Here is a 26,179-nt window from a genome sequence, read left to right as displayed (position 1 = left end):
TGTGCCATGCCATGGCCCCTCAGACGTTTCGACCACGCTGGTTTCGTTTATTCGATCTCGTTTCGCTGGACGGAAGCGACCGGCTCCACGTTTTCCGTGTACATCCGCTTCACCAGCTCGCTCTCGCCCTCTACTCGATCCCCCTGCTTTGCCAAAAAGTCCTGCGACTCCCGCTGCTGATCATTCGGCTTTTTGTTGTTCGGTCTGGACATGTCTGTCCCCCTCCTGTTCTGCGGTAAACACCCTTCTTACTATGAGTGCCTCTGAGGGATTTTATTCCGGGTCCGTGAGGTTACTCAGCCAATCTTTTTGCCCCGCGCAGATCCGGTGTCCCGGTTACGCTGAAGCGGATACCTTCGATCTTTTTGCTGTTGAGGTAGTTTTCGTTGTTGAAATAGATCGGGATGACCGGCATATCCTGCATCAACACGGTTTCGGCGTCGTGCAGAAGCTTCATGCGCGCTTCCTCGTTTTGTTCGACCTTCGCTTTTTCGATCAGCTCGTCAAACTTCGGATTGGCCCAGTTGGTAAAGTTGCGGGAGCTTTTCCCCGTGTACAGCTCCAGCATCGCGAGCGGATCGAGGTAATCGCCGTTCCACCCCATGCGGGCGATCTGGAAGTTTTTCTGCTTGAACGTATCGATGTAGGTTTTCCACTCCTGATTTTCCAGCTTCACCTGCACGCCCAGGTTTTTCTTGAACATTTCCTGCAGCGCTTCGGCGATCTTCTTGTGGTTTTCCGCCGTGCTGTATTTCAGCGTAATCGGCGGAAGCTCTGTCCAGCCTTCTTCCTTCAAGCCTTCCGCCAAAAGCTGCTTCGCCTTGGCCGGATCGAACTGATAGTATGGCGCCACTTCTTCCCGGAAGTCCTTGCCCGCAGGAGTTTTCACCCCGAATGGCGTGTAGCCGTACGCCGGGAGCTGGCCTCCCATGGTCACGTTTGCCGTCAGGATGTCCCGGTCGATTGCGTAGGAAAAGGCCTGACGGATTTTCGCGTTGGTGAACGGCTCTTTCTCTACGTTAAACGTGTACGTATAAATGCTGTAGTCCGGGAACGATTTGTACTCTTCTTTTCCCTTTTCCTGCTCAATCACGTCGATTGGCAAAGAGTCGATCAGGTCAAGCTCTCCCGTTTTGAACATCTGGTAGTAGGTAGTCGCTTCGTTCACCATCTTGAAGTGGACGGTCTCCATCGTTACCTTGTCTTTTTCCCAGTAGCTATGGCTTTTGGCGATGGTCAGCTGACTGTTGTGGTCCCAGCTCTCCACAGTGTACGGGCCGTTGGTCACGATGCCTTTCGCTTCCGCTGCCCAGTTTTTGTCCGCTTCCACAACTTTCTTGTTCACCGGCAGATAGGCGCGGCTCATCATGATTTTCGGGAAATAGGTGATGGGGTCTTTCAGTCTGACGACGAGTGTGCGGTCATCCTTTGCCTTGATCTGCACGTCATCCACGCTGCCTTTGCCCGAGTTGTACGCCTCCGCGCCTTGTATGTAGTAGAGCGCAGATGGTTCATAGGCGGCAGTCTGCGGGTTCAGCACACGCTTCCAGGAGTATTCGTAGTCATGCGCCGTTACCGGATCGCCGTTCGACCATTTCATCTCGGGGCGCAGGGTAAACGTGTAGGTTTTGCCATCCGGGGAGACTTCCACCTTTTCGGCTGCGCCTTCCACGATGTCCCCGTTTTGGCCGTAGCGGTACAGTCCTTCGTACAGATGGTCGATCACCCAGTACGAGGTGGTATCGGAAGCGAATGCCGGGTCCAATGTGTACGGTTCACCCCGCAGATTGGCGGTCATGACTTGTTTGACGGCTGCCCCCGTCTGTTGATCGGAAGACGTAGCCGGCTTATCGCTGCCGCATGCGGAGAGCGCAGGCACGGCGAGCGCCAGCAGTGCGGCAAAAGCGAGCAATCCTTTTTTCATCGATGATTTCCTCCTTGTTCTCCTCTGTCTACTGTACAAAATGGCAAGCGATCCAGTGTCCGCGCCTCACCTCCTTCCACTCCGGCGCTGCTTCGGCGCAGACGCCTTGGGCCGCCGGGCATCTGGTGCGAAACGGGCACCCGCTTGGCGGATGAATCGGGCTCGGCATCTCTCCGGTCAGGACAATCTGCTCCCGCTCTTCGCGCTGGGCAGGATGGGAGACCGGCATGGCGGAGATCAAAGCCTGCGTGTACGGATGCAGCGGTGCTGCAAACAACTCCTCGCTCGGTGCCAGCTCCATCATCTGCCCCAGGTACATCACGCCGATCCGGTCGCTGATGTGCTTTACCATCGCCAGGTCATGCGCGATAAACAAATAGGTGATGTCCCGCTCTGCCTGCAGATCTGCCAGCAGATTGACGATTTGCGCCTGAATGGATACATCCAGTGCGGAGATGGACTCGTCCGCCACGATAAAGCTCGGCTCCACAGCAAGCGCCCGGGCGATCCCGATGCGCTGCCGTTGTCCGCCGCTGAATTCATGCGGAAAGCGTTTGGCGTGGCCGGGGTGCAGTCCGACCAGCTCCAGCAGGCGGTAGATGCGTTCTTCCCGCTCTTTTCCTTTTGCCAATCCGTAGGCGTCGATTCCTTCGGCGATGATGTCGCCCACCCTGAGCCGCGGATTAAGCGAGGCTTGCGGGTCCTGGAAGATTAGCTGCATGTGGCGGTTTGCTTCCCGCCTTTCGTGTCTGTCCATCCTGGCGAGGTCTTTTCCTTGAAAAAGGATGCGCCCCGCAGTAGCCGGGTACAGGCCCACGATCGTCCTGCCCAGCGTCGACTTGCCGCAGCCGCTTTCCCCGACGATACCGAGCGTCTCCCCCCGCCTGATGGCAAAAGAAACGCGGTCAACAGCCCTGACCCGTTGGCCGCCGCCAATCTCAAACGATTTGGCGAGATTCTCCACCTCCACGATGTTGTCAAGCATATGTCTCCCTCCCTGCTGCAATCCACGCTTCCGCCTTCGGGGCACGCGGGTCGTTCAGCCAGCAGCTCGCCTCATGAGAATCGGAAAACGATTCGGCTGGCGGCATATGCGCCAGGCAAATTTCCATAGCAAAGCGGCAGCGGGCGGCAAACGGACAGCCGGCTGGCGGACGAAACAAATCCGGCGGAGTCCCTTCGATGGGGACCAGCCGCTCTTTTTTTCCTGCCGCAAGACGCGGCACAGACTGCAGCAGCCCCTGTGTGTATGGATGGCGCGGGTTGTCAAAAATCTCTTCCACCCGGCCGCTCTCCACCACTGCGCCCGCGTACATCACCGCCACATGGTCGGCTACCTCTGCGACTACGCCCAGATCGTGGGTGATCAAAATGATCGATGTGTTCAACTGCTGCTGCAGCTCCTTCATCAGCCGAAGGATCTGCGCCTGAATGGTCACGTCGAGCGCCGTCGTCGGCTCGTCGGCGATGATCAGCTCTGGATGGCAGGCCAGCGCCATGGCGATGCCGACACGCTGCCGCATGCCTCCGCTCAGCTCGTGCGGATATTGTTCATACCGCCTCGCCGCCTCCGGAATGCCCACCCTCTCCAGCAGCTTCAGCGTCTCTTCCTTTGCTTCCGCCTTCGTCTGCTTTCGATGCTTGATCAGTCCTTCGGCAATCTGTGTCCCGATTTTCATCGTCGGGTTCAGCGAGGTCATCGGGTCCTGAAAGATCATGCCGATCTGCGAGCCGCGAATCTGCTGCCACTCCTGTTTCGTCAGCCGGGTCAGCTCACGCCCGCGAAACCGGATGCTGCCGCTCTTTACCTGGCCGGATCGGGGCGGAATCATCCCCATCAATGCCCGGGCAGTCACGCTTTTTCCGCAGCCGCTCTCTCCGACAATGGCCAGCGTCTCTCCCTCCCTCACGGAAAAGGACACCCCTCTCACTGCCTGCACCTCTCCGCCGTACGTGCGAAAGGAGACGCGCAGCTGGTCTACTTCCAACAATGGCTTCACGATGAACTCCCCCTCATTTCCTGATGCGCGGGTCCAGCGCGTCCTGCAGACCGTCCCCGAGCGCGTTGCACGCGAACATGGCAAGCGAAATCATGAATCCCGGAAAAAACAGCCGCCACCACTGCCCGCTCAGCACAACCGCCAGCGCGTCGTTGGCCATCGTTCCCCAACTGGCCGTCGGCGCTTGCACGCCCAGACCGAGAAAGCTGAGAAACGACTCGGCGAAGATCGCATGCGGAATCGTAAAGGTCAGGTTGACGATGATCACGCCAATCGTATTGGGCAGCAGATGCCTGATGATGATTTTGGCATGGGAGGTGCCCAGCTTTTCTGCCGCCAGCACAAACTCCTGCCGCTTGATCTGCATGAGCTGTCCTCTGACCAGGCGGGCCATGCCCACCCAGCCGGTCAGCGAAAGCGCAATAATGATCGTGGCGAGTCCCGGCTCCAGAACGACCATCAGCAGGATCACCACCAGCAGATACGGGATGCTGTAGAGAATTTCAGCCAGCCGCATCAGGATGTTGTCCACTCGGTCACCCAGCCTGCTCCTTCCTGCCATGTATCCGGAAATGCCGCCGATGCACACACCGATTACCAGGTCGATGGCCGCCGCCACCACACCGATAAACAAAGAGATGCGGCCGCCCATCCAGGTACGCGCCCACATGTCCCGGCCCAGATCGTCCGTTCCAAACCAGTGCTCGCCCGAGGGCGGCAGATTCCCCTGCGTCAACGACTGCTCATGCGGGCTGTGAGGAACGAGCATCGGTCCGAAGATCGAGAGCGCCACCACCGCCGCGAGCAGGAAGAACCCGAGTATCGCCAGCTTGTTGCGGCATACCCGCTGCCATACCTCCTGCCAATACCCGAGGCTGGGACGTTCCCGCTCTTCCCCGGCAAGCCGGCTTGGGTCGACAGGTCGAAACAGCGAATCCAGTTGTGTTGCCTGATTGGCCATAACGCTATCTCCCTCCGCTCGTCAATCTGATGCGCGGGTCAATCACCCGGTACAGCAGGTCGATGATGTACAAAGTAAAAATGAGCACAAAGCTGTAAAAAACAGTCATTCCCAAAATGACCGGATAATCGCGGTTAAAAATGCTTTCCACGAAGTATTTGCCAAGCCCCGGAATGGCGAAAATCTTTTCCACCACAAAGGTTCCGGTCATCAGGTTGGCAAACAGCGGACCGACAAAGGTAAGCACCGGCAGTATGGTATTGCGCATCCCGTGTCTGACGACGATGGAAAAGGTGCCAAGCCCTTTCGCCTCCGCCGTGCTTATGTATTCCTGCTGCCAGACTTCCAGCATGCTGGCTCGTACGAATCGGGCGATAATGGCAAGCGGCCCGATGGCGAGCGCAAGCGTCGGAAGAACCGAATGCTCCCAGCTCCCCCAAGCCGCGACGGGCAAAAGCTCCCATTTGACCGCCATGTATTTGATCAACAGCGGTGCCAGAATAAAACTGGGGACGGAAATCCCGACGATGGCCGCGAACATGGACAGAAAATCCAACGCCCGGTTTTGGTAGAGCGCCGCGACGATTCCGACTGTGATCCCACCTGCCAGCGCGACAAGAAACGCCTGGAGCCCCAGAACAGCCGAGGCGGGAAAGCCCTCCGCAATCAGCGTGTTCACGTCCCTTGTCTTGGACTGGATGGACGGCCCCAGGTCAAATTGCACCAAGCCTTTCAGATAGAGCAGGTACTGCATAGGGATCGGCTCATCCAGGTTGTACTGGGCCCGCATGTTTTTCACGACTTCTTCCGGAAGCATTTTGGCGTCAGACGCGAACGGGTCGCCCGGAATCAGGTGCATGATCACAAACGTCACCGTGACAATGATCCACAGCGTAACCAGCATGAGAAAGCCACGCTTGACCGCATAATGAAGCACGTTGTTTCCTCCTTTGTGCAATTGTAATACTAAGTAAATAAATACGAATACTATGGATTATACATACAGAAAGCCCCTCTCCAGAAAGAAGAGGGGCGATTTGTACGGTTCCCACCTTCTTATCTCTCAGAATAACTCCGCAGGATTTAGCACCGTAAGGTCCATCAGACCAAGGTTGCCGGGTTTCATCGGGCCAGTCCCTCCACCACTCTCGATAAGAATGTTTTATGAAGTTAAATTTCATTCACTAAATTCTTTTTTATCTTATCATTTTACTTGGATATGTCAATGCGGTTTTAGTGCATTTGATTTTTGTTTATTTGTTACAGCTTTCATAGAAATGGACAAAAAAATCAATTTACGAGATCTGACGATAGTTACTTTCTATCTTACTGGAATGTAATAAATATAAAAGCAATAGTGATCAATAGAAAAAGAACAAATAATATCCCAAACACTATACATGTGTTTGCTGCTTTTTTAAAACTTGTCAAATTGGAGTTATTCAAAGACTCGATAGAACTAAAGAAACTTTTCAATGCTCCTATTAAAAAAAGAAATGTAAAGAAAGAAAATAAATACAGCAATATCATCACTTTCCTTTCTTTCTTAACCTTATATGGCATTATCATCATGGAGTCAATCGCCTAATCCGGCAAATTCCCAGTCCTCGTCCCAACTTCATAAGAAGCCCGCACATGATCATACATAAGATGCAAAATCATGCCGGTCGCCGCATGATCCAGGTTATGGCAGTGGTCCATCCACATGCCCGGATTGTCCGCGACAAATGCGACCTCATACGATTCGCCGGGCAGCACGTTTAACGTATCGGTAAGCCATGGAGTCTTCACCTTCTCGCCGTTCTTCTTCAAAACCGTCATATGATGCCCGTGCAAGTGCATCGGATGCTCGGTCAAGCTTTTATTCACAAAGGTCGTTTTGACGCTATCGCCTTCTTTGACGACAAAAGTCGGCACCCGGGGATACACCTCTCCATTGATCGTCCACAAAAAATGAAACGTGCCGTTGTAAAATCCCATCTCGTTTCCGAGAATCATCTGGAATTCCCGATCGAATTTTTTCGCTGCCGTGACGTCATTTGTGACGGGCTTACCGTAATCGGACGGGTCGAACTCGGCAGATTCCGCCTTGAAGATCGGTTCCTCCGGAGGGGTTTCGGTATAAAAAATGATGCCAGGATTGCTCGTGTTCTTGTAATCGCCGAGTTTAAAGAGAACGGGACGGTCCGGCATCGTGAAGGTCACGTCGTATCTGCCGCCCGAACCAAGCCGCAACGCTGTTTGATCGGACAATGGCTGCGGGTCTTGAATCCGCATCCCGTCAATGCTCGTGATTCGGAAATCGGTCCCCTGCAGAAGATATTTTTGTGAAAGCTTATGCGTATTGATGATTCTCAGCTTTACTTTCTTCCCCGGCTTTACCTGCTTCGTTTGCCAACCGTCTTCTTTTCCAAAGGCATGTTTATACCCTTGGCTGGTCGTCCAGCGATGGTTGATGACGGTAAACTGTTCGTCAAAGGTTTCCGCGTCCTGCTTCGACTCGACAATCAGCGTGCCGAAAAGCCCTTTCACCACTTGCTCCGACGCTTGCTGATGAGAATGGAACCAGTACGTCCCTTCCTGCTCGGCCCGAAACTTGTAAGTAAACGATTGCCCCGGTTTCACGACATTTTGCGTCATCCCCGGCACGCCGTCCATTGCATTCGGCACGTTATAGCCATGCCAATGAATCGTCACTCCGCTATCGATATCTTTATTGATCAGCTTCACTTCGACCATATCGCCATGCTTCACCCTGAGCTCGGGAGCGATTTCGCCGTTATACGTCCAGGCATCGATCACGGCTCCAGACGCAAGCGGTATCTTCTCTTGCTGTGCCACCAGTTCGAACTTCACATCGGCAGGAGCGGAAATATCTCCGGTCAGAGCTGCTACTTCAACTGTCCCCGTGCCGGTTTGATGATGAGCGCCATGCTGCTCATGACGATGATGCCCGGAGCCTGCAGACATCCGTGTAGCCGCGCCGCCCCCTTCGTCAATCCGGTCGTGATTCATCATGTCGGATGCTTCCGGCAGCTTGGAGGCTTGCACTCCCGCCAGTACGTTTGATACAAGGATGGCGATTGCGACCACGGCGGTTAGCGTACCAGCAGCAACGAAGTTGACCATCCTGTAAACAAGCCCGCGCTGAAGCGGTTCCCCCCGTACAACCTTCGCGTACCTTCTTCTTGCAAAAATCGCCGGCACAAGCAAAAGGAGCGCAACCAGCATCATCCGTTGAACGACCTCAAACGGGCCGGGCAGAACAGGCTGGGCAAAGACGGTGCTGAAAGCAGCAATGCCGGATGCGAGCGCTGCCGCATAAAAGGACAGCAGTACGGATGGATGAGCCACTGTGCGCAACGCTTCCGTCGTCGGTGCATCTCCACCGGAGTCCCGCAAGCTTTTTAACCGGGGCCATACCGTTACCGTCAAATACAATTGAGAAAGCAACGTCAGCGGGATAATCGCTTTGACCGTTCCCTCTACAAACAGCCAGCCGCTCGTAACGAGTTGGCCGATGATGATCGCGTACCACAGAGCACTCAGAAGAAGCGCCGCGCCACCCACCCGCAGAAGGAAAGCTCTCCTCTTTTTCAAGCTGTCGCTGGTTTGCGAGTAAGGAAGGCCTGTTGCCACAATACCGGCGATCCCCCACAACAGGGTCATACAGATCGTAAGCACGATGCTGGAAATGGTTTCAAACATGGTCTCCCCTCCTCGTGATCGGATGCTTCGTCATTTTGCCGCTTCTTGCTTGGGCTTCCGGACGATCGGCTTGATTTTTCCAAACGGTTTGAAATAAGAGATCGCCGTCATAAAGATCAGCGAGACGATATTGGCAATGGCTCCGCCAATCAATGAATAACTAGTGTTCAGGAAGGCAGCATCGCCGAGCGCAAGGAATCTCTCCTGTTCGGCGATCCGAACGATTTGAGACAACCAGTCTGCCATATACCCGATGCCGAAACCGATCAACGATACAGTCAGGATCAGCTTAATCAAGATCCAGTAATGCTTGAAAAGCCCCCAATTCGTCCAAACGGACAAGACAATGCCGGTGAGCAGCGCGACTACAGCGGTGTACCGGATGAAGACAACATCGACCAAATGCATATTGTCCAAGGTGTAATACAGCTGCTCGCCGTTCTCCGCCTTCAGCATATACATACCGAGCAGCAGCATGACCATCGCTCCGCCAAGCCAGCAGACGACCGAAAGCACATGGATGATGATGAGCAATTGCTTTTTCCTGATCGACAATTTGTAACCCATACTCCAATCCTCCCTAACAGCTTCTTTGTTAGCCATCCTACCAACGAAATGTTGCGAACTTGTGGTGAACCTATTTACACATTGTGAGGGCCACAGATATCCGATAAAGTTGGTATTAAATGGGCAGTACTGGGAGGTTGAAAATGGGGAGTAAAGTTCTGATCGTAGAGGATGAAATCAAAATCGCATCGCTCATCGAATCGTTTCTTCAGAGCGAAGGATACGATTGTCTAACAGCGATAGATGGCAAAACGGCCCTGCAGCTCTTTGCAAAACACAAACCGGATATTGTGCTCCTGGACTGGATGCTTCCGCAAATGAACGGACTGGACATTTGCCGGCAGCTCAGACAGATCGGCTCTCCCGGCATCATCATGGTCACGGCCAAATCCGAGGAAACCGACAAAATCGTCGGCCTCGAAATGGGAGCGGACGATTACCTGACAAAGCCTTTCAGCTTGAGGGAGCTTTCCGCCCGAGTCCGTTCCCTCTTGAGACGGATGAACAGAAATGAAAGCGACGGGTCCGGCAGCGTGCTGCGAAGATGCGATTTGACGATTCACGAGGACAATCTGCAGGTGTTTAAAGGGACAGAGGAGCTGCATCTCACTCCAACCGAATTCAAAATCCTGCACCTGCTGGCGTCGAAGCCCGGACGGGTGTACAGCCGCATGCAGCTTCTGCAGCACGCTTTCGAGGAGGAATTTGTCGTCGACGAACGGACGGTAGATTCCCATATCAGCAAGCTCCGCAAGAAAATAGAGAACGGCGGCCGGACCTCCGACTACATTCAGACGGTATACGGATTCGGCTACCGATTCGGAGCGGAACATGAAAATTAGAACCAAGCTGTTCCTGACGATGAGCGTAATGATCGTGCTGCTCCTGCTTTTTCTGCTCGGCGTCACGCATGCACAGTTTTATATTTCTCGTGATTTTGCTTATCTGGAGGATAAAGCTGCTTTTGAATCACTAAAGAAAGAGTTCGAACAATTCTATAGGGACCACGGCAATTCATGGGAACATGTCGGCGATGCCAGGTTTGAGTATTCCGCCCCCTTTGCCGGAATCGTTTTGTCTGCAGATGGAAACTTCCTGTATCAGCAAGGAAAACTAAGCGCGGATGAACTACGCAATGACGGCTACAAACTCGTGCTTGCCTCGGGTGACAAGAGGATCGGCAGGCTGTACGTGATGAACGACAGTCAGTTCAAGACGTATGAGTTTAAGAAGATGTGGTACGGCATACTGCCCAATATCGGCATCGCTTCCCTGCTGTTCACCTTTGTCGCGGCTCTGCTGACCATCTTTTTGTTGTCCTGGAGACTGACAAGCCCTATCCGCAAAATCATCGCGGGCATCGAGGCCATCAAAAAAGGCGACGCTGCAGCCATCTTTCCGGAACAAAGGAAAGATGAATTTGGAGCGATTGCCAAGGCTCTTCGGGAGATGAACGATTCGCTGGCAGCCGCGGAACGAACCCGAAAACAGCTGATGTCCGATGTCGCCCACGAATTGAAAACGCCGCTGATGATCATTCAAGGGGAATTGGAGCTGGCTCATGAGACCGGGGCCCCCCTTTCTCCGGCCAAGCAAGCTTCCCTTCTCGATGAAGTATTGCGGCTGTCGCGTTTGGTCCATGATGTACTGGATTTGTCCAGGCTTGAGGCCGGCATGATGGAACTGCACCCGCGAACGGAAAACCTGGTCGTGTTGTTGGAGGATGTCACGGCGAAGACCCGGTTTATGGCAGAGGATAAGCACATACAGCTTTCCGTGCACGCCGAAGAAGAGAATATTCCTGTGTCGGTTGAGAAATCCCGGATTCTCCAAGCGCTGTATAACATCCTGTCGAACGCCATCTACTATACGAATCCCGGCGGCCAAATCCGCCTCCATGCGGAAACCGTACACCTGCCCGACCGGCAGCAGCCATACGCCTGTATCCGGGTGGAAGACAACGGGGTCGGCATACCCGAAGCGGATTTGCCTCATATCTTCAACCGCTTTTATCGAGCGGATCATTCCCGTGCCCGCCCGAGCGGCGGGACAGGTCTCGGGCTCGCGATCGCGCAGCAGAACATCGTGGCTCATCAGGGGTGGATTGAGGTGGAAAGCGAAGTGGGGAGAGGTTCTGTGTTCAAAGTCTATTTGCCGATGTGACGGATGGAGGCAATCTTGTGACAGACTCTGATGGCTGAACAATATCATTCCGACAATGAGGGCCGAGCAAAAACTGCCTATATTCAGCATGTTGTCGACCTGGCTCGAACTAAGCAGGGACTCCCTCTTCAAAAAGTATGGGGATAGTTGCTATCACCCCCGTTCCACTCCCGCTCCATTAGACATTCCTGTCCTCAGTTGAGAAAAAGGCAGCCGATGAACTTGTCGGCTGCCTTCGTGTCATTATTCAGCGATCGATACCCGTTAGTTTCCTGTAAGACGCGTAATGGAGTGTTCGGCGCAAAAGTCGAGCATTTCCTGCGTTTCGCGAATCCCGCCGATCATCGATCCAGCAAACGACCGCCGCTGACCGATAAGAGACAATACATGAACGGACAACGGCTCCGCCGGGGCACGGACGTTGACCAATGTACCGTCCACTGCCAGCAGCGATAGGTAGGCGTTCAGATCGATCTTCGCGCTGACTGTATTTACGATGAGGTCAAACGAACCAGCCAATTTTTTAAATGTCTCTGGATCGTTCGTGGCATAATAATGGTCCGCGCCAAGCCGCAAACCGTCTTCTTTCTACTTTACTGTTTGTGATAAAACCGTAACCTTTGCCCCCATGGCATGGGCGACCTTCACAGCCATGTGTCCAAGCCCCCCAAGTCCAACCACAGCTATCTTCTTGCCGGGAACGCCTATGTAGGGGTAATTGAGTGGTGGATCGAAATGAAATGCCGTACCCGCCGCAAGTTATGGCCAAACAAGTCGGGGTTTTGTTAGGGAGAAGTCTGTAGTTGATATATAACAAGAGCGTCCTCGGTAATTGCCGGGACGCTCTCGATCTTTACTCAAATTTGTTTTTACACCGGAAATGCAACGCTACTTATTTGTTTTCCTCCAAATCATTATGAAACGATCCTGTCCGTGAACGTAATAGCTCGCGAATCTAGAACCACCGGAGGCCTCCGGCGTAGCCCGTTAAAGTTGAGCCCGATCTACGGCACACGGGCCGATGCGGCGCGGCGGGAAGCCTCGCTGGTTATTTTTTCGTCAAAACCTTTTTCATAACGTCTTTCAATTCCGAATCATCTCTTGGAGAAAGAATCATTGCATGAAGTATTTTCGAGCCTTCAACTTTTGTCCAATCTATCTGATACCCAGCTTGTAAAGCTAAGCATCGAATAAACTCGCGCTGAGTTCTGCCGTTTCCTTCCCGAAATGGATGGAGGACATTAAGTTCGGTTAGATAGTAGGTTAGCTTGTCCACAAAGTTATCAAAAGGTAATTCCTTCAGAAAACCTTCTTGCTGCAGTTTGTTTAGCAACTCATCGGTTTGCTCATGTAAGAATCGTGCCGTGGCAAAACGGAAATTGCCTTTTGAAATGTCTTCGTCCCGTATTTTGCCTGCAAAGGGGTAAACATCTCTAAAAATAAACTTGTGGATATCACATAAATGCTTTTTATCGAACTTTCCTTTTAAGGGTCTTAGATAAAGAGCTCTTAATCGCTCAACTGTCACCATTCGTTCAAATGCATCAAGCTGAGCTTGTTCTTTAAATCCGGGAAGATTGATCAATGCTTCACTGCCGGGGTAACAATACATAGAATGCGCTTGTTCATCCATTTTTTGCGATTTCCTTGGCTCGTGCTAAAAACTCGCTATACGTCATTTTCCCCTCCGCACGATCCAACAATAAACGATCTTCCTGCGGTGTTAAAAAGAGCCCCTCAATCTCCAAGGACGCTTTCGCATTTAATAGAGCACGTCGCAACTTTTGCTGTGAGTATCTTTTCAAGACGATCACCCTTTGTTTATGGCAGACTAAAAATGTAGGTTATGGCAGTTAATTTATGCAGACCCGTAGGGGCTGCATAAATTAAAAAACCACTTGCCAACATCCCCTTATCAAAATACACTCCTGTTGGGCATTACAGACGACGGGAGGTATAAAGTTAGGAGATGTTAGCAGTGGCAGAAATTAATTATATCAGGCATGAGGCAAACAAAAAAGGGCGAGCTTATAGCAAGATTGCCAAACAAATGAATCGTGATTCAAGGACGGTTCAGAAGTATGCAGAAATGGATGATTTCAATCTACAAGAAAAGCCCAAGCAAATTCGAAAAGCTAGAGGTGTGAATGTCAACCAAAATGTTGACCACAGTGCTCATCAAAAAATTGACCACCATGGCAAAAATCAATCCACCCGTCGGGTGGGTAACTTTTTCATGATCACGATCTTTGAATGCTCTGTTTAAAGCGATAACTGTCCCCATTCATTGCAAAGATGTGGGCACGATGGGTAAGCCGATCAACCAGGGCTGACGTCATTTGCTCATCTTTGAAAATCTGTGTCCATTCCGTAAATTCCAGATTACTGGTAATGATCATGCTTCCTTTCTCATAGCGGGCCGCACAAAATTGGAATAATAACTCCGCCCCGGTCCGACTGAGAGGGACAAACCCGACTTCATCCAAAATAATCAAATCTGTTTTCAACCATTGCCTCTCTAGCTGGAGAATTCGCTTTTGGGACTGAGCTTCCATAAGCTCATTGCATATTTTAGCGGCAGTCCAAAACTGGACGGAATAGCCATGATGGCAAGCTTCCTTCCCGAGTGCAATGGAGAGATGAGTTTTGCCAGTGCCAGAGTTTCCGATAAACATGATGTTCTCTGTCTTTTCGATGTACTCACAGCGAGCCAGTTGAAGCAATTTGGGCTTGTTGAGAGACGGAATGGCTGAGAATTCAAATTGATCGATCGTTTTCATAGAAGGGAATTTGGCATGCTTGATGCGACTGGCGATTTGGTTAGCATCCCTTTGCTGAACTTCTTGCTCTAGTAGGGCTAAGAGGAACTCCTCGTAGGGAATTTGCCGTTCAGCAGCATCATGGGCAATTTCCTTATAGACACGTTTAATCGCAGGTAAGCGAAGGCGTTTCGCATAGGTTTCAAGCAAGAAACTCGTACTCAATGAACCACACTCCTTTTCTGTAACAAACGATTGTACTGGCTAAGATCTGGGGCCTTTACCTGAATACGTGGAACAGAGCTATCCTCCACCAACGAGAGTTGGGGTAGACGGTGTTCCGGCAATGTTCGCTGAAACAATAATTGCCTTACGGCATCATATTGGAACATCCCTTTTTGGCAGGCCTCCTCCAGTGCTTCTTCGACAAGAGAAGTATCGAATTCACGGTGCAAAAGCAAGAGTCGAACGAACTCCTTCATCCCTCCTGGTCGGTTGCGGCACTTGTCCAAGAACTTTTGGTAAATGGCGGGTAATCCTGCCTGATGCAATGGTCTAGCATAAAGAACTGCTCCTGGACGAATAAGAAGTAAATCCAGATAATGATCGTATTGCAAAATCTCCTTTCCCTTTTCCAAACACCGCTCATGCGTCGCAATCAGGCTTTTTCCGTGATACACCTCAACTTTTTCAGCAAACACTCGGCAAGTAAGCTGGGTCGATGCATAGGAAACGGGGACGGAATAGGCATTTTTCTCAATGTGGATCATGGATAGCGTATTGCTTTTCACGGGTACAACACGGAAACAATCCAATGGCCGTGGAGGCAATGGAAGCATGATAGGCAACTCTTGAGCAAATGCTTCTCCAACCGTTAGTGAAGACCTTGGAACGGTTGTATTCTCGTAAGAGATACATTTTTCGAGGAGGATTTGATTGAGCTCCTCCAGAGAAGAAACACTGGGTACAGGGGTAAAAAATTGCCTCTGAGCAAACTGTACGAGGTTTTCCACCTGGCCTTTTTGATGCCCTTTTCCGGGATCACAGAAATAGCTTTCAAACAGGTAGTGGGCACGTAGCTGAGTAAATCGCTCTTGTTCCTCGCGATTTTTACCCTCCAATACCTTCTTAACGGCTGTTGTCAGGTTGTCGTATGTGATGACTTGGGGAACAGCACCGAAAAATTCAAAAGCATCTACATGACCTTGGAGAAGAGCCTCTTGCTTCTGATGAGCAAATGTTTTGATAAAAATCTTTCTGCTGTATGTGCAACGCATACAAAAGACTTGAACCTTTACTTGTTTCCCTTGTAAATGAACCGTAACCTCACCCCAGTCAAATTGAGCAAAGCGCCCTGGCGGGAAATCGAGAGGGACAAATGCTTTAGGGGGAGAAACCCGCAACTCTCTGACGTAGCGTCGTACAGTAGATTCACCGCCGGTGAATCCATGTTCGTCAACGAGTCTCTGGTAAATGCGTTTGGCAGTATGACGCTGCTTCGGGGGAGCTTGTTCATCTTGATGCAGCCACTCCAAGATGATGGGCTTGACAGAATCAATGACTGGCTTTGGCTTCGGTTTTGAAAGCTGATACACAGGAATCTCAGAGGATTTCAAAGCCTTTCGTATCACTTGACGGGAATAGCCGGTCTCTCGAGAAATTTGGCGAATCGACTTTCCTAGCAGAATGTGTTGTTTCCTGATAAACTCGTAATTAGCCATCTGAAGCATTTCCTTTCCTCCTATATCTTGTGGTCCGACAACTTCAAGATACAGGAAAGAGGTGCTCAGGTGGTCAACTTTTTTATGAGCAATGTACCACTAGGTGGTCAATTATTAGATTAGCATTCACATAGAGTCATGGAGCCCGTTAAACCTATTCTTGATCAATGGATCAAAGAGGACTTGAACAAGAAAAAGAAGTTCCGAAGAACAGCACAACGCTTGTTCACGCAATTAGTGGAGGAATACCAATTTACAGGATCATCTCGCTCTGTCAGACAATATGTTTCCCAACGTAAGCACCAGTTAGCGGAGACAAGTGATGCTGCGGCATTGCCATTGGAAACGAGACCTGGATCAGCTCAAGTTGATTTTGGAGAAGCACCATTCAAATATCAGGGAGAAAGTGTTACCTTGCCATTCCTCGTTCTCTCGTTTCCTTATAGCAACACGTTCTACTTTCAAGTTTTCCAGTCTCAGAATCGAGAATGCTTTCTGGAGGGATTAAAGCGTATCTTTCACTATATAGGTGGAGTTCCAAAGGTCATTCGATTTGATAATTTATCACCAGCGGTGAAAAAGATCATGCCAAATGGTCAGCGTGAACTGACGGAGGAATTTCAAAACTTCGTTTTTCATTATGACTTTGAATACGAGTTTTGCAATCCCGGTAGTGGCAATGAAAAAGGGCACGTAGAGGCGATGGTCAAGTACGTTCGCAACAACTTCCTGCTTCCTGAGTTGCAGATACACAATCTTGATCAGCTAAACGAAACCCTTTGGAAAAAAGCCGAGAAAGATCGGGAGAGACCTCATTATGTGAAAGAAACCATGCTTTCCGAACTATATTTGGCAGACAAGGAACACCTTCTTCAATTACCTGCCAAAGAGTTTGATTGTATCCGATATGAACGAGTAAAAGCGGATAAATACGGATATATCCGAGTCGAAAATAAACTCTACTCAACGTCTCCCCGTTTTGCCAAATGTATGGTTTTGGCAAAGATCTCATTTGACCGAGTCGATATTTTAACTGAAGAATATGAGCTGATCGTACAGCATCCCAGGCTGTATGGCAAAGAGCCAAAATCAGTGATTTGGCAGCCATATTTGATATTGATGGCAAAACGGCCAACTGCTATTAAATACACAAGTTTTTATGAACAATTGCCAATCGAATGGCAAGTCTATCTCTCGAATTGCACGGTCCCAGAGAAGCAAGAAGCTCTCCAGCTACTATCCGTCATTTTAAAAAACGATGATATGAAAATACCCACGCAAGCTTTGCAGCTTGCCTCTGAGAATGGTCACCCAGCCGTTGATTCTATTAAGCAGATCTATTATCAACTCATGAATGGCCGTGGACAAAGGGATACCATCCAACCGAAAGGTTTTGTTCCTGCCGTTCCAACAGCCACTAGAGGATTAGCCCATTACAATGAATTTTTTAAGGGAACGGGAGGTCATCACTAGTGGATGCATTGATAAAAGAATATTCAAAGCGTCTCAAGTTGAGTTGGGTTCGGCAACATTTCCATGAGGTTGAAGCTACTACAAATGAAGAGTACTTACTCAAAATACTAGAAAACGAGATACAACAACGAGAAGTACGGAAAATCAATCTGCTCTTTAAACAATCTTCCTTGCCAAGAATAACAGGAAAGCCATTTGAATGGGGTCATATTCAGATGGGACAAGGTCTCACGCAGGATCATATCCTTCATGGTGGATTTATAGAGGAGAAAGAAAATCTGATCTTTTATGGCGGTGTGGGAACGGGGAAAACGTACTTATCCACTCTGATTGGCTTAAATGCCATTCAGCAGCAAGGGAAAAAGATAAAGTTCTTTACTGTCGCTGGATTAGTCAATCGGCTGCTAGACGCTCACGAGACTGGCTCGTTGAGCCGATTCTTTAACCATATTGAGAAGCTAGATCTGTTAATACTCGACGAACTGGGGTATATTCCTCTGCATAAACAAGGTGCAGAACTGCTATTTCAGATTATCTCCATGTGCTACGAAAGAAAAAGTATTATTATCACGACCAATCTACAGTTTGGCCAATGGAATCATATATTTGGTGATCCAATTTTAACAGAGGCAGTTATTGATCGCTTGATTCATCACTCTCATTTGATCGTCTTCAATGGCGAAAGCCATCGATACAAAGAATCGCTATTACACGGTAAATAATTTAGGGGTTGGCAAGTGGTACATTTTTAATTGCCATTTGCTACATTTCTTACTTGCCAAAAACACACCCTTTTCCTGTTGCTTCGCAAACTTACTACATGCATATGCATTTAAGTTTGTCCCCCTTGCAATCTGAATATCCCATTACTCCCATTATAACAAACATATATGCTTCGTTGCGCTCCTTCCCCAATGACTTGATTGCATTCGGATTTATCATCAACATGGTTATAGCAAGGCTAAATGAGTTGAGAACAGGGTGTCTTAAAGTTATATGATATGGTTATATTTATTATCTTAAGGAGCTTAGGAGCACCTTCCAAAATATAAAAAAACACCCTTAAAGGGTGCCTTATTTTATGTATGGTGGAGGCGGGGGGATTCGAACCCCCGTCCGAAAACAGCGATACATAAGCATCTCCGAGCGCAGTCACTCATTTGAGTTTCGGTACCGGATTCGCGGAGCGACGCGCTGACCCGTTACCTAGCCTGATTGATCTTCTTCCATTGGCCCCAGGCGGAGGCCTCCGGCGTAGCCCGTTGAAGTTGAGCCCTATCCACGGCACACGGGCCGATACAGTGGTAGAGCCTCACTGGTTACTAGGTTGTACAACACAAGAAGTTTGCTGATTACGAAATAATACCTCCCCAAAGACTGAACAGGTTCATGAGTGTACTAACGAAACTTCATTCACTCAACAATGCTTCACGTAAAGCCTTTAATTTAGCAATATCTGAATCAATAATTTTTATAGCACACTCGATGCAAAAATGTTCATGTGTCCTGCCCACTGTTAATTTCATCCTCTTGTCGCCCTGATTGAGTATGTGCGTTTTCACATGCTGACACTTATGGCTTTTAAGTGTCATGTCAACACTTACTTTCTTCAAAAATGATTTTGGTCTAGGCATCACAAAACCTCCGAGGAGGCATCCTCAATAATTTGCTTTAAGTTTTGCCTTATCATTTGCAACTCTTGCAAGCTTAGTTCATTTCTTGATCCTGGTTTTTTGCCAATAAACTCAGATATTTTCCGGTCTATTGCAGATTTCAGAATTACAAAGTTGGTTTTTCCAAGATGCCTTTTATCAAGTTCGCGGCCTTGTGGATTGATTCCCTGTTGCCTTAAAATAAATCCTGTTTCATTCCTCACCAGTTCATCCAACGCTTGTCTGGATGCTTGACGCTGTTTTTGCTTTGTAGTCGGTACAGGTTTATGTTCATATGCAGTACGCAGATCGTCCAGAGTTACACCTTTTTCCTGTAATAGTTGAATCGCTTTTTGAACCTCAGTATCTTCAAGAATCAATGGGATTTCTTCAACAAGTAGACCTCCTTGTCCTTTAATTTCAACTTGATTTGCCTTCCTCTCCCGTGATTTAGGGATGATTTCTATTTCCGTTGCATCACCAAAATCTAAGCTCTCCATGGGCAATAACTGATCAAAGAATTCTCTATCTGCTTGACTATACTCCTGGAAGTCGCTCCATAATCTAGCAATATTTGAACCAGCATGAAACACTACGGTTCCTTGATTATTGCTACTTTCAGGGGCATTTTGATCAATAGCCCTCATAATACGGCCGACGAATTGAACAAATGGCGAAAGCTCTCTGAATACACTAAACACTGCGGCTACGCTAAGATGTGGGTGATCAAACCCTTCCCCCAGTTTCCGAACCTGAACAATAGCATCAAGTTGATGATTTTTAAGCTGATCTAATACCCGAGCATTTTCGCGACCGTCTTGCAAGCTATGCACATAATCAGCACGTAGACCTCTTGCTCTGTACGCTTCAACAACCTGAATACAGTGCTGATAGTTGAGTGCGGAAGCAATTATCTTATGACGAGGGTTTTGCGAGTCTCTCCTTATTTTGTTGAGAGCCCTTATGGATGCATCGACGATTGTAAACAGGGTTTCTTCTGAAGTCACTATACTTCTTCTAAAATCAGCGTCTTCTTCACCAAGTCTCCGAACTTCTTCGAGATCGACTTCTACCTCTCTGTTATCCTCTCTCCGGACGTATTTTAACGTCTGCGGGTTTAATACTACCGCTTTAAGTTTCTTGACGTATCCTTCTTCTATGGCCCGGACAATCGGAAACGAATAAATAATCTCTCCCGACATTAGCTGACCATCAGATCTTCTTGGGGTTGCACTATAATTTACGATTTTTGCTTCTGGAAATGCCTCTCTAAGGATATTCCAGCTCTCAGCAACATTGTGGTGAGCCTCATCAAATAGTATTAAATCAAAAAAATCTGAACCAAGTGACCTTAACCAACGATTGTTATTTCCTTGCAGTTGCTGAATGTTGGTAATTACAACGTCAGCCTCTTCCAAGTCACTAATATTTGTTGTTATACCTCTAATTTCTGCTGGTTCTGGATATACTTGGCCTTCAAGCACTCGACATTTTATATAAAACATATCTTCTTTGGTTGGATCAAAATCTTTATATAACTGGCTTGCAATGTTAACACCAGGTGCAATAACCAGCGTCCTTCTTGAATTAACTGCAAAAGGCGTTAATGTAATAAGTCCCGATTTACCGCATCCCACGGGTAGGATTATTGACGTTTCCCTTATTTCAGGACGGCTTGTATAATGTTCAAAAATCTTACCATATGCTTCTTTCTGCGGTATTCTAAGCTGAGGATTTCCATGAATATTAGGTTCAACGTTTTGAAAAACTCCTGCCATTCTCTCCATCAACTCCTTTACCAAGCACAATAACCCAAGTATATCCAATTTGCATTAATCACACAATTAGTTCGCTTAAAAATAGAAAATACTGCGTTGTAATTTCTGTAATGATATAATGAGTCAAGACATTTGCCGTCCAGAACTTCTTAACCAATATAATTGGAGGAAAGTTATGAGAGCACTTGAATTATTCGCTGGAGCGGGAGGACTTGCTCTTGGGACAGAAAAAGCGGGATTTGAGCACGTTGCCGTTGCCGAGTGGAATGCGGATGCCTGCTCAACACTGCGTAGAAACAGACCTCACTGGAATATAATTCAAGGTGATGTCCGCCAACTTAATTATTCTGATATCGGAAGCAACATCGATCTAGTTACTGGTGGGCCTCCGTGTCAGCCATTTTCACTAGGAGGTAGACATAAAGCCTGGAATGACGAACGAGATATGTTTCCAGAAGCGATTAGAGCGGTGCGTGAGATCAGACCAAGAGCGTTTTTATTTGAAAACGTTCGTGGGTTAGCAAGACAATCGTTTTCTACATATATCGAATATATTATCCTACAACTTACCTATCCTTCTTTGTTACGTAAAACCAATGAATCATGGCAGGAGCACCTCTCTCGTCTTGAACAACATCACACAGGTACGGGTGGTAATAATCCCGAATATAAAGTTATTCCACCAAGAGTATTAAATGCCGCAGACTATGGAGTTCCACAACGTCGAGACCGGATTTTTTTCGTTGGATTCCGTGCCGATGTGAATGCTAAATGGAGCTTTCCAGAACCAACTCACTCTCAATATGCATTGCAAGTATCCAAGTGGGTTACGGGTGACTATTGGAGGGAAAGAAACATCCTTCCTACTCAACCGACCCCATCGTCCAAAGTAATTGCCCAACTATCACAAATCTCGATAGATAGTTTATTAACTCCTTGGGTAACATTACGCGATGCCATTAATGATTTACCCGATCCAAGGTTAAACACGGGGATTAGTAACCATGTATACCAGTCAGGTGCAAGGCCATACCCTGGACATACTGGTAGTCTATTGGACGAGCCTTCGAAAACACTGAAAGCGGGCGATCATGGTGTACCGGGCGGAGAAAATATGATTGCATTTCCTGATGGTACATATCGTTACCTCACCATTAGAGAATCTGCACGGGTTCAAACTTTCCCCGATGATTATACTTTCGAAGGTTCTTGGAGCGAGGCCATGAGGCAAATAGGCAATGCTGTCCCGGTAGAATTGGCGGCAAGAATAACCAAACATATCTATGATGCACTAATACTTGCTGAGCCTCAAAAACTTCATTTGAAAAGGTGTGTATAAAGTGTGTTGATCCCTGGGTTTGATGAATTTGAGCTTGATCTGGAACTTGCGTTTAAGCGGGACTTGCCCCCCTTTATCGAAAAGGTGATTGCGGCACCTTTAACCTATGTAAACGTTGAATCTATTCCGATCAAGAAAAACGGAGTTTACCTGCTTCTTCAGAACGACACTGTAATGTACGTTGGTAAAACTGACTCAAAGGCAGGATTCCATAGTCGATTGACCAGACATGCTACTCACTTGCAACATCGTAAGAATCTTGATCCATCATCTATAACATTTAAAGCGGTAGCTATTCCGGTTTTCAAAAATGCTGACCTCGAAAGTATACTGATTCAGCACTACGGGGCACCTTGGAATTTCTCTGGTTTTGGTGGAAATGATCCAGGACGGCAAAGAGACACACAGAAGCCCGCAGATTTCGACATATCTTATCCGATTGACGTTGATCTCCCAATCGAATTTATTATAGCGGGAACATATTCATGTGGTGAACTATTAAAACGTCTGTCCGCCAATCTGCCGTACACATTTAGATTCGAAAAACAAGCTCATCAAGAAGAGCTGAATACGCCTATAAATGTCCCATCAGACAATATGACAGTAAGAAGTCTCCTAACTTTGGTTATTGAACATCTACCAAAAGGTGCTTGGCAAGCGACAATTCTTTTTGGCCGAATTATCTTGTATAGAGAGCAACGGGACTATCCTTACTTTCAAGATATCATAAGAGCATGACCAGATATACCATTTAATCGAAATTCTCCTTATAGGTCTTCCTAAGGGTAAAATCTTAATATTTCGCGGTTTACCTCGAGATATCAATAGAAAAAGGAGGGGCTAATGCCTCTCCTTCGTATTTATCGGAGTAATTGTATAACTCCACTTGGTATTTTATTTGACTGCGCCAACAATGCTTGAGCCGAGTGAAACAGGATATTATTCTTAGTCATCTCCATAATCTCTTTAGCCGTGTCTGCGTCTCTAATTCTTGATTCTGCGGCAGTAAGATTTACGGCATTGTTCGAGACATTGTTATGAATATGTTCCAATGCATTCTGATAGGCACCAAACTTGGAACGCTCTGAGGAAACCTTGTCGATGGCACCGTCTATTTTCGCAATTGCCTCTACCGCCTTTTCACGAGGATCGACCTGAATTTGATCAATACCAAGTGAAGCAGTTCTGACATCCGACAGATCAACTTCAAATGTGTCTCCTGCATTTGCACCTACCTGCAAGATTACCTTTGGATTCACATCCTCCTCAATGGTGATAAGCTCTGGTACTGTAACTGTAGTTGTTGTCGTTACTGCTCTCATATAGTCAAAACGAATGGCAATATGTGAATCCTGAATGTTATCGGGATAATCAGCGAGATTATCGCCTAAGATTGCTTGTTCTGAGTGATCACCTTGTGCATCTGGTAATTTCCAACCCCCATTTGTTGTCTCGATTTTGTTCGCCCACATTTCAGTAATTCCATCATAGCCTGAAAGTCCATTTAACCTTACACCAGTAATATTGTTCCCCGGGGTATAACCTTGTGCGGGCCCATAAGCAGTCGTTTTGAATCCGTACCGGTAAATCTCAAACAGATATTTTTCTGTTGGTGAATCAGGTGGACTCCATTCCACGGACATAGGTAAAGAGGTAATCGGAATTGTTAGTTCATTCAATCCCGCGCTTCTCTCATAGATGGTAATACTGGTTGCTTTAGAAAGATCGACAACCTCCGGCACATATGTCGTTTCTGTTTTGGTAACAGTTTTTATGACCTCAATCGTTTTTGTGACCTTGCCGGAATCCGGCACATTCAATAACTTGATACCGTTAAACTCTGTATTGTTCGCTATTTCATCAATGGCTTTTTTGATCTGTTCGACCTCTTCCTGAATGCTTTGCCTGTCTTCTTTTGTCAGCGTATCATTTGCGGCTTGTATTGCAAGTTCTCTCAATCGTTGCAGATTAGGATTTTGTATCTCTGCGAGGCCACCCTCTGCGGTTTGAATAAGTGAAATACCGTCCTGTATGTTTCGTTGCGCCTGATCCAGTCCCCTGATCTGCGCCCTCATCTTCTCGGAGATCGCCAATCCTGCGGCATCATCAGCCGACTTGCTGATACGAATCCCTGACGACAGTTTTTCCAGTGTATTGGCGGAATTTTTATTGTTCTTCTGTAGTCTGTTAAGCGTGGTGATTGCAGGTATATTCGATTTGATTATCATCTCTTACACCCTCTGCTCCCTAATTGAACCTGAATCCTCCGATCATTACCGCCTACGGCGATACGACAGCGGAACATCCCTTGTAATCGCCCGGTTTCTCACTCAAGAATCAGCGCCGATAATTTTTACACTCATGCATTGGGCTAAAGTTCGTAAAAAAGACAGCTTTCTGGCGCAGTACCACAGTCAATGGAGTTTTCATCCATTACCGCCCGTGTGACTTATATTTATCCTGTCTTTCGGGAAATTGTAACCCTTCATAATTTATTTTTTAACATCAGTGCTATATCGTGTTGTACCATGATACCTCTGACTTCTAGTCAACGTTGCATCTTCAGCAACTATGGTTCCGCAATGTTAGGCATGGTCATTTCTCCCAACCATCGTGTAAGGAATTATCCAACTGCTGATTTCATTTTCTATGTAAAACAGTTAATCAGGTATAAATCTTGAATCCATAACCGATGCCCTCATCCCGCAAATCATCTCCATGAGGGCTATTGAAGGATAACAGATCGTTCTGTTTCGGCTTGATCTTGAAGATTTTTTTATAGTAATCCTTCATATTCGCGAACAGTTCTCGTACCTCGATGGAACTGTTACCCATGTAACCATTTGGATTGTAACAGTAAAACTCTTTTGGATTCCTGATGTCTGCAGGCATTGAATAGGGGAAGTAGTGATCTCCTCTGTAATAGACAGGTTCATCATTCGGTGATAACAGCCTCTTCTTGCTAAATATTCTTAGCTTTTTGACAGCACCTTGCCTGTCCCACTCATAGGAGATTCCCTCAAGATACCCCTCTCCTGCACCCTCGTTGAAAAACTTTTCTGCCCTGAACGAAATCTCTATAATTCCTGAGTAGCCTTCCATTGTGGCAGTTACAGCGTAGTACCTATTATGATATGTTCCATGTTCACCCATGTCTTCATATCGTTCCTGATAGAAAATAGATAGACTGCTTTCGGGCTTCCTGTTGCTGTTGACTGGTAGCAGTCTTAATGCTCGCAAGGATTCTTGCTGATAATGAGGCAGTGATTTTGTATCTGCCCCCGCATCTATCAATAGTCTGAGGATGGCGACGTTGTTTTTATCAAACGCAGATTTCATAACCGGATCACCAACCATATCCCTGGAATTGGGATCGGCACCCGCTTTTAGAAGGAGTTTGACGATATTCTCTGATTCTTTTATGACAGCCCACCTCAGAGCATTGTAATCATACTGCCCTTTATAGTTCGGGTCTGCTCCAGCACCGAGCAACTCTCTAACTTTGTTTTCGTCCTTTGCCTTTGTGGCAAGAATCAACTCTTCTCCAAGTGACATTTCTGATAACACTCCAATCATGGGAAAAATTAGTTCTACGATATTAATAATAACCATAAAACAGATATTTTGAATACCCTTATTGCATTCTATCAATTCCGATAGGCTTGCATTAAAGGGGTGGTAATGATTGAATCCCATTGAAATCGGCAAGCGAATACAGGAGTTACGGAAAAAGAAATATCGTAACCGCGCTGAGTTTGCGGAAGCCTTGCAGACTTCAGAAGGTAATGTAAAACGGATAGAAAACGGACTGGGCCTGCCCAGTATTGATTTATTGGTAAGAGCCTCTATCCTGTTAAATACACCTACAGATGTTATTCTGTTTGGAGATGATACTTCACCTACAGAAGAGGACTGGGAGAGCTTGAATCGAATTTATCGAACGCTTAGTGAAACCGGACGCAAAACCCTGAACAATATTGGGCAAGAACTTCTGTCGCTGGAATACAGCCTGAAACACGGCAGGGAGTAAAAATCTTCCGGATTCCGAAAGCCTATACAAGCAAAAAACTGCATATATTTTTCCCCGGTTCCACAACACAAAATTAAAGGGGGGTGCCAGCCGTTTCATGCCCC

21 protein-coding genes, 1 other RNA gene, 3 pseudogenes and 1 riboswitch are annotated in these 26,179 nt (G+C 47.8%); of the genes and pseudogenes, 9 read left to right on the top strand and 16 right to left on the bottom strand.

Annotated features, from left to right (window positions below):
- Positions 1 to 47 precede the first annotated feature (47 nt).
- The 8 genes from V5G20_RS04605 to V5G20_RS04570 form a co-directional block, all read right to left on the bottom strand.
- A complete protein-coding gene (locus tag V5G20_RS04605; protein ID WP_155808004.1) occupies positions 48 to 212 on the bottom strand; it encodes a hypothetical protein in 165 nt (54 codons plus the stop codon).
- Between the two features lie 80 nt (positions 213 to 292).
- The gene (locus tag V5G20_RS04600) at positions 293 to 1,924 is read right to left on the bottom strand and encodes a peptide ABC transporter substrate-binding protein (protein WP_024984619.1); all 1,632 of its coding nucleotides are present in this window, start codon (positions 1,922 to 1,924) and stop codon (positions 293 to 295) included.
- Between the two features lie 28 nt (positions 1,925 to 1,952).
- Positions 1,953 to 2,909: an ABC transporter ATP-binding protein gene (locus V5G20_RS04595; RefSeq protein ID WP_338463186.1), complete on the bottom strand. Its 957-nt coding sequence runs from the start codon at positions 2,907 to 2,909 to the stop codon at positions 1,953 to 1,955.
- Positions 2,902 to 3,924 (bottom strand): ABC transporter ATP-binding protein, encoded by a 1,023-nt coding sequence (locus V5G20_RS04590; protein ID WP_327925943.1) that lies wholly within the window; start codon positions 3,922 to 3,924, stop codon positions 2,902 to 2,904. Before V5G20_RS04590 ends, V5G20_RS04595 begins: the two co-directional genes overlap by 8 nt.
- A 13-nt stretch (positions 3,925 to 3,937) precedes the next feature.
- Positions 3,938 to 4,885 carry an ABC transporter permease gene (locus tag V5G20_RS04585; RefSeq protein ID WP_122957849.1) on the bottom strand — a complete coding sequence of 316 codons (948 nt, stop codon included), beginning with the start codon at positions 4,883 to 4,885 and terminating at the stop codon, positions 3,938 to 3,940.
- A gap of 4 nt (positions 4,886 to 4,889) precedes the next feature.
- A complete protein-coding gene (locus V5G20_RS04580) occupies positions 4,890 to 5,822 on the bottom strand; it encodes an ABC transporter permease (RefSeq protein WP_122957850.1) in 933 nt (310 codons plus the stop codon).
- Between the two features lie 116 nt (positions 5,823 to 5,938).
- Positions 5,939 to 6,043, bottom strand: a riboswitch (SAM riboswitch).
- A gap of 426 nt (positions 6,044 to 6,469) precedes the next feature.
- Complete coding sequence (locus V5G20_RS04575; protein WP_338463185.1) at positions 6,470 to 8,593, bottom strand: multicopper oxidase family protein; 2,124 nt, start codon at positions 8,591 to 8,593, stop codon at positions 6,470 to 6,472.
- Between the two features lie 30 nt (positions 8,594 to 8,623).
- A complete protein-coding gene (locus V5G20_RS04570) occupies positions 8,624 to 9,160 on the bottom strand; it encodes a hypothetical protein (RefSeq protein ID WP_024984206.1) in 537 nt (178 codons plus the stop codon).
- A gap of 143 nt (positions 9,161 to 9,303) precedes the next feature.
- Between V5G20_RS04570 and V5G20_RS04565 the strand changes: the two genes are divergently transcribed.
- The gene (locus V5G20_RS04565; RefSeq protein ID WP_338463184.1) at positions 9,304 to 10,002 is read left to right on the top strand and encodes a response regulator transcription factor; all 699 of its coding nucleotides are present in this window, start codon (positions 9,304 to 9,306) and stop codon (positions 10,000 to 10,002) included.
- Entirely contained in the window at positions 9,992 to 11,323 is a 1,332-nt protein-coding gene (locus V5G20_RS04560) for a sensor histidine kinase (protein WP_003392921.1), read from the top strand. The genes V5G20_RS04565 and V5G20_RS04560 overlap by 11 nt, the downstream gene beginning before the upstream one ends.
- Positions 11,324 to 11,605: 282 nt before the next feature.
- Here the strand turns inward: V5G20_RS04560 and V5G20_RS04555 are convergent.
- Positions 11,606 to 12,022: pseudogene (locus V5G20_RS04555) on the bottom strand (zinc-binding dehydrogenase); the annotation flags it as partial.
- Here V5G20_RS04555 and V5G20_RS04550 point away from each other — a divergent pair.
- Positions 12,017 to 12,126, top strand: a pseudogene (locus V5G20_RS04550) (TetR-like C-terminal domain-containing protein); the annotation flags it as partial. The pseudogenes V5G20_RS04555 and V5G20_RS04550 sit on opposite strands and share 6 nt — an antisense overlap.
- A gap of 245 nt (positions 12,127 to 12,371) precedes the next feature.
- On the opposite strand, the gene V5G20_RS04545 reads toward V5G20_RS04550, so the two are convergent.
- Positions 12,372 to 12,956 carry a Fic/DOC family protein gene (locus V5G20_RS04545; RefSeq protein ID WP_024984209.1) on the bottom strand — a complete coding sequence of 195 codons (585 nt, stop codon included), beginning with the start codon at positions 12,954 to 12,956 and terminating at the stop codon, positions 12,372 to 12,374.
- 345 nt (positions 12,957 to 13,301) lie between these two features.
- Here V5G20_RS04545 and V5G20_RS04540 point away from each other — a divergent pair, with 345 nt between their 5' ends.
- Positions 13,302 to 13,589: a hypothetical protein gene (locus V5G20_RS04540; RefSeq protein ID WP_338463183.1), complete on the top strand. Its 288-nt coding sequence runs from the start codon at positions 13,302 to 13,304 to the stop codon at positions 13,587 to 13,589.
- On the opposite strand, the gene istB (V5G20_RS04535) is transcribed toward V5G20_RS04540, so the two are convergent.
- Positions 13,564 to 14,307, bottom strand: a complete 744-nt coding sequence (istB, locus tag V5G20_RS04535; RefSeq protein WP_227278642.1) for an IS21-like element helper ATPase IstB — start codon at positions 14,305 to 14,307, stop codon at positions 13,564 to 13,566. The genes V5G20_RS04540 and istB (V5G20_RS04535) overlap by 26 nt on opposite strands.
- Positions 14,304 to 15,812, bottom strand: coding sequence for an IS21 family transposase (gene istA, locus V5G20_RS04530; protein WP_024985261.1), 1,509 nt, complete (start codon positions 15,810 to 15,812; stop codon positions 14,304 to 14,306). Before istA (V5G20_RS04530) ends, istB (V5G20_RS04535) begins: the two co-directional genes overlap by 4 nt.
- Positions 15,813 to 15,935: 123 nt before the next feature.
- On the opposite strand from istA (V5G20_RS04530), the pseudogene istA (V5G20_RS04525) reads away from it, so the two are divergent.
- Both istA (V5G20_RS04525) and istB (V5G20_RS04520) read left to right on the top strand, forming a co-directional pair.
- Positions 15,936 to 17,276 (top strand): annotated as a pseudogene (gene istA, locus V5G20_RS04525) (IS21 family transposase); the annotation flags it as partial.
- Positions 17,276 to 17,998 carry an IS21-like element helper ATPase IstB gene (gene istB, locus V5G20_RS04520; RefSeq protein WP_122915621.1) on the top strand — a complete coding sequence of 241 codons (723 nt, stop codon included), beginning with the start codon at positions 17,276 to 17,278 and terminating at the stop codon, positions 17,996 to 17,998. The pseudogene istA (V5G20_RS04525) and the gene istB (V5G20_RS04520), both read left to right, overlap by 1 nt.
- Before the next feature lie 364 nt (positions 17,999 to 18,362).
- Here istB (V5G20_RS04520) and ssrA read toward each other — a convergent pair.
- Together ssrA and V5G20_RS04510 are read right to left on the bottom strand one after the other, a co-directional pair.
- Positions 18,363 to 18,648, bottom strand: a transfer-messenger RNA (tmRNA) gene (gene ssrA, locus V5G20_RS27090).
- Between the two features lie 261 nt (positions 18,649 to 18,909).
- Entirely contained in the window at positions 18,910 to 20,706 is a 1,797-nt protein-coding gene (locus tag V5G20_RS04510) for a DEAD/DEAH box helicase (protein WP_122959069.1), read from the bottom strand.
- 175 nt (positions 20,707 to 20,881) lie between these two features.
- Between V5G20_RS04510 and V5G20_RS04505 the strand changes: the two genes are divergently transcribed.
- Positions 20,882 to 22,045: a DNA cytosine methyltransferase gene (locus tag V5G20_RS04505; protein ID WP_122959070.1), complete on the top strand. Its 1,164-nt coding sequence runs from the start codon at positions 20,882 to 20,884 to the stop codon at positions 22,043 to 22,045.
- Positions 22,046 to 22,048: 3 nt separating this feature from the next.
- On the top strand, positions 22,049 to 22,783 hold the full coding sequence (locus V5G20_RS04500; RefSeq protein WP_122959071.1) for an Eco29kI family restriction endonuclease: 735 nt from the start codon (positions 22,049 to 22,051) through the stop codon (positions 22,781 to 22,783).
- 122 nt (positions 22,784 to 22,905) lie between these two features.
- Here the strand turns inward: V5G20_RS04500 and V5G20_RS04495 are convergent, their stop codons facing one another.
- Both V5G20_RS04495 and V5G20_RS04490 read right to left on the bottom strand, forming a co-directional pair.
- A complete protein-coding gene (locus V5G20_RS04495) occupies positions 22,906 to 24,273 on the bottom strand; it encodes a flagellin (protein WP_122959072.1) in 1,368 nt (455 codons plus the stop codon).
- Between the two features lie 436 nt (positions 24,274 to 24,709).
- Positions 24,710 to 25,600 carry an ankyrin repeat domain-containing protein gene (locus tag V5G20_RS04490; RefSeq protein ID WP_171505931.1) on the bottom strand — a complete coding sequence of 297 codons (891 nt, stop codon included), beginning with the start codon at positions 25,598 to 25,600 and terminating at the stop codon, positions 24,710 to 24,712.
- Between the two features lie 130 nt (positions 25,601 to 25,730).
- Here V5G20_RS04490 and V5G20_RS04485 point away from each other — a divergent pair, with 130 nt between their 5' ends.
- Entirely contained in the window at positions 25,731 to 26,075 is a 345-nt protein-coding gene (locus V5G20_RS04485; RefSeq protein WP_007779043.1) for a helix-turn-helix domain-containing protein, read from the top strand.
- Positions 26,076 to 26,179: the final 104 nt, after the last annotated feature.

Source organism: Brevibacillus borstelensis, from assembly GCF_036700025.1.
GTDB classification, from domain to species: Bacteria; Bacillota; Bacilli; order Brevibacillales; family Brevibacillaceae; genus Brevibacillus; species Brevibacillus borstelensis.
Note: the sequence above shows the minus strand (reverse complement) of the source record. Positions and strands in the feature narration are given on the sequence as shown.

Bases quoted from the DNA above. Each gene is read 5' to 3' on its own strand.
- V5G20_RS04565 (WP_338463184.1), top strand. From the start codon at position 9,304: ATGGGGAGTAAAGTTCTGATCGTAGAGGATGAAATCAAAATCGCATCG.
- V5G20_RS04560 (WP_003392921.1), top strand. From the start codon at position 9,992: ATGAAAATTAGAACCAAGCTGTTCCTGACGATGAGCGTAATGATCGTG.
- V5G20_RS04575 (WP_338463185.1), bottom strand. From the start codon at position 8,593: ATGTTTGAAACCATTTCCAGCATCGTGCTTACGATCTGTATGACCCTG.
- V5G20_RS04545 (WP_024984209.1), bottom strand. From the start codon at position 12,956: ATGGATGAACAAGCGCATTCTATGTATTGTTACCCCGGCAGTGAAGCA.
- V5G20_RS04595 (WP_338463186.1), bottom strand. From the start codon at position 2,909: ATGCTTGACAACATCGTGGAGGTGGAGAATCTCGCCAAATCGTTTGAG.
- V5G20_RS04505 (WP_122959070.1), top strand. From the start codon at position 20,882: ATGAGAGCACTTGAATTATTCGCTGGAGCGGGAGGACTTGCTCTTGGG.
- V5G20_RS04570 (WP_024984206.1), bottom strand. From the start codon at position 9,160: ATGGGTTACAAATTGTCGATCAGGAAAAAGCAATTGCTCATCATCATC.
- istA (WP_024985261.1), bottom strand. From the start codon at position 15,812: ATGCTTCAGATGGCTAATTACGAGTTTATCAGGAAACAACACATTCTG.
- V5G20_RS04600 (WP_024984619.1), bottom strand. From the start codon at position 1,924: ATGAAAAAAGGATTGCTCGCTTTTGCCGCACTGCTGGCGCTCGCCGTG.
- V5G20_RS04605 (WP_155808004.1), bottom strand. From the start codon at position 212: ATGTCCAGACCGAACAACAAAAAGCCGAATGATCAGCAGCGGGAGTCG.
- V5G20_RS04585 (WP_122957849.1), bottom strand. From the start codon at position 4,885: ATGGCCAATCAGGCAACACAACTGGATTCGCTGTTTCGACCTGTCGAC.
- V5G20_RS04495 (WP_122959072.1), bottom strand. From the start codon at position 24,273: ATGATAATCAAATCGAATATACCTGCAATCACCACGCTTAACAGACTA.
- V5G20_RS04490 (WP_171505931.1), bottom strand. From the start codon at position 25,600: ATGTCACTTGGAGAAGAGTTGATTCTTGCCACAAAGGCAAAGGACGAA.
- V5G20_RS04510 (WP_122959069.1), bottom strand. From the start codon at position 20,706: ATGGCAGGAGTTTTTCAAAACGTTGAACCTAATATTCATGGAAATCCT.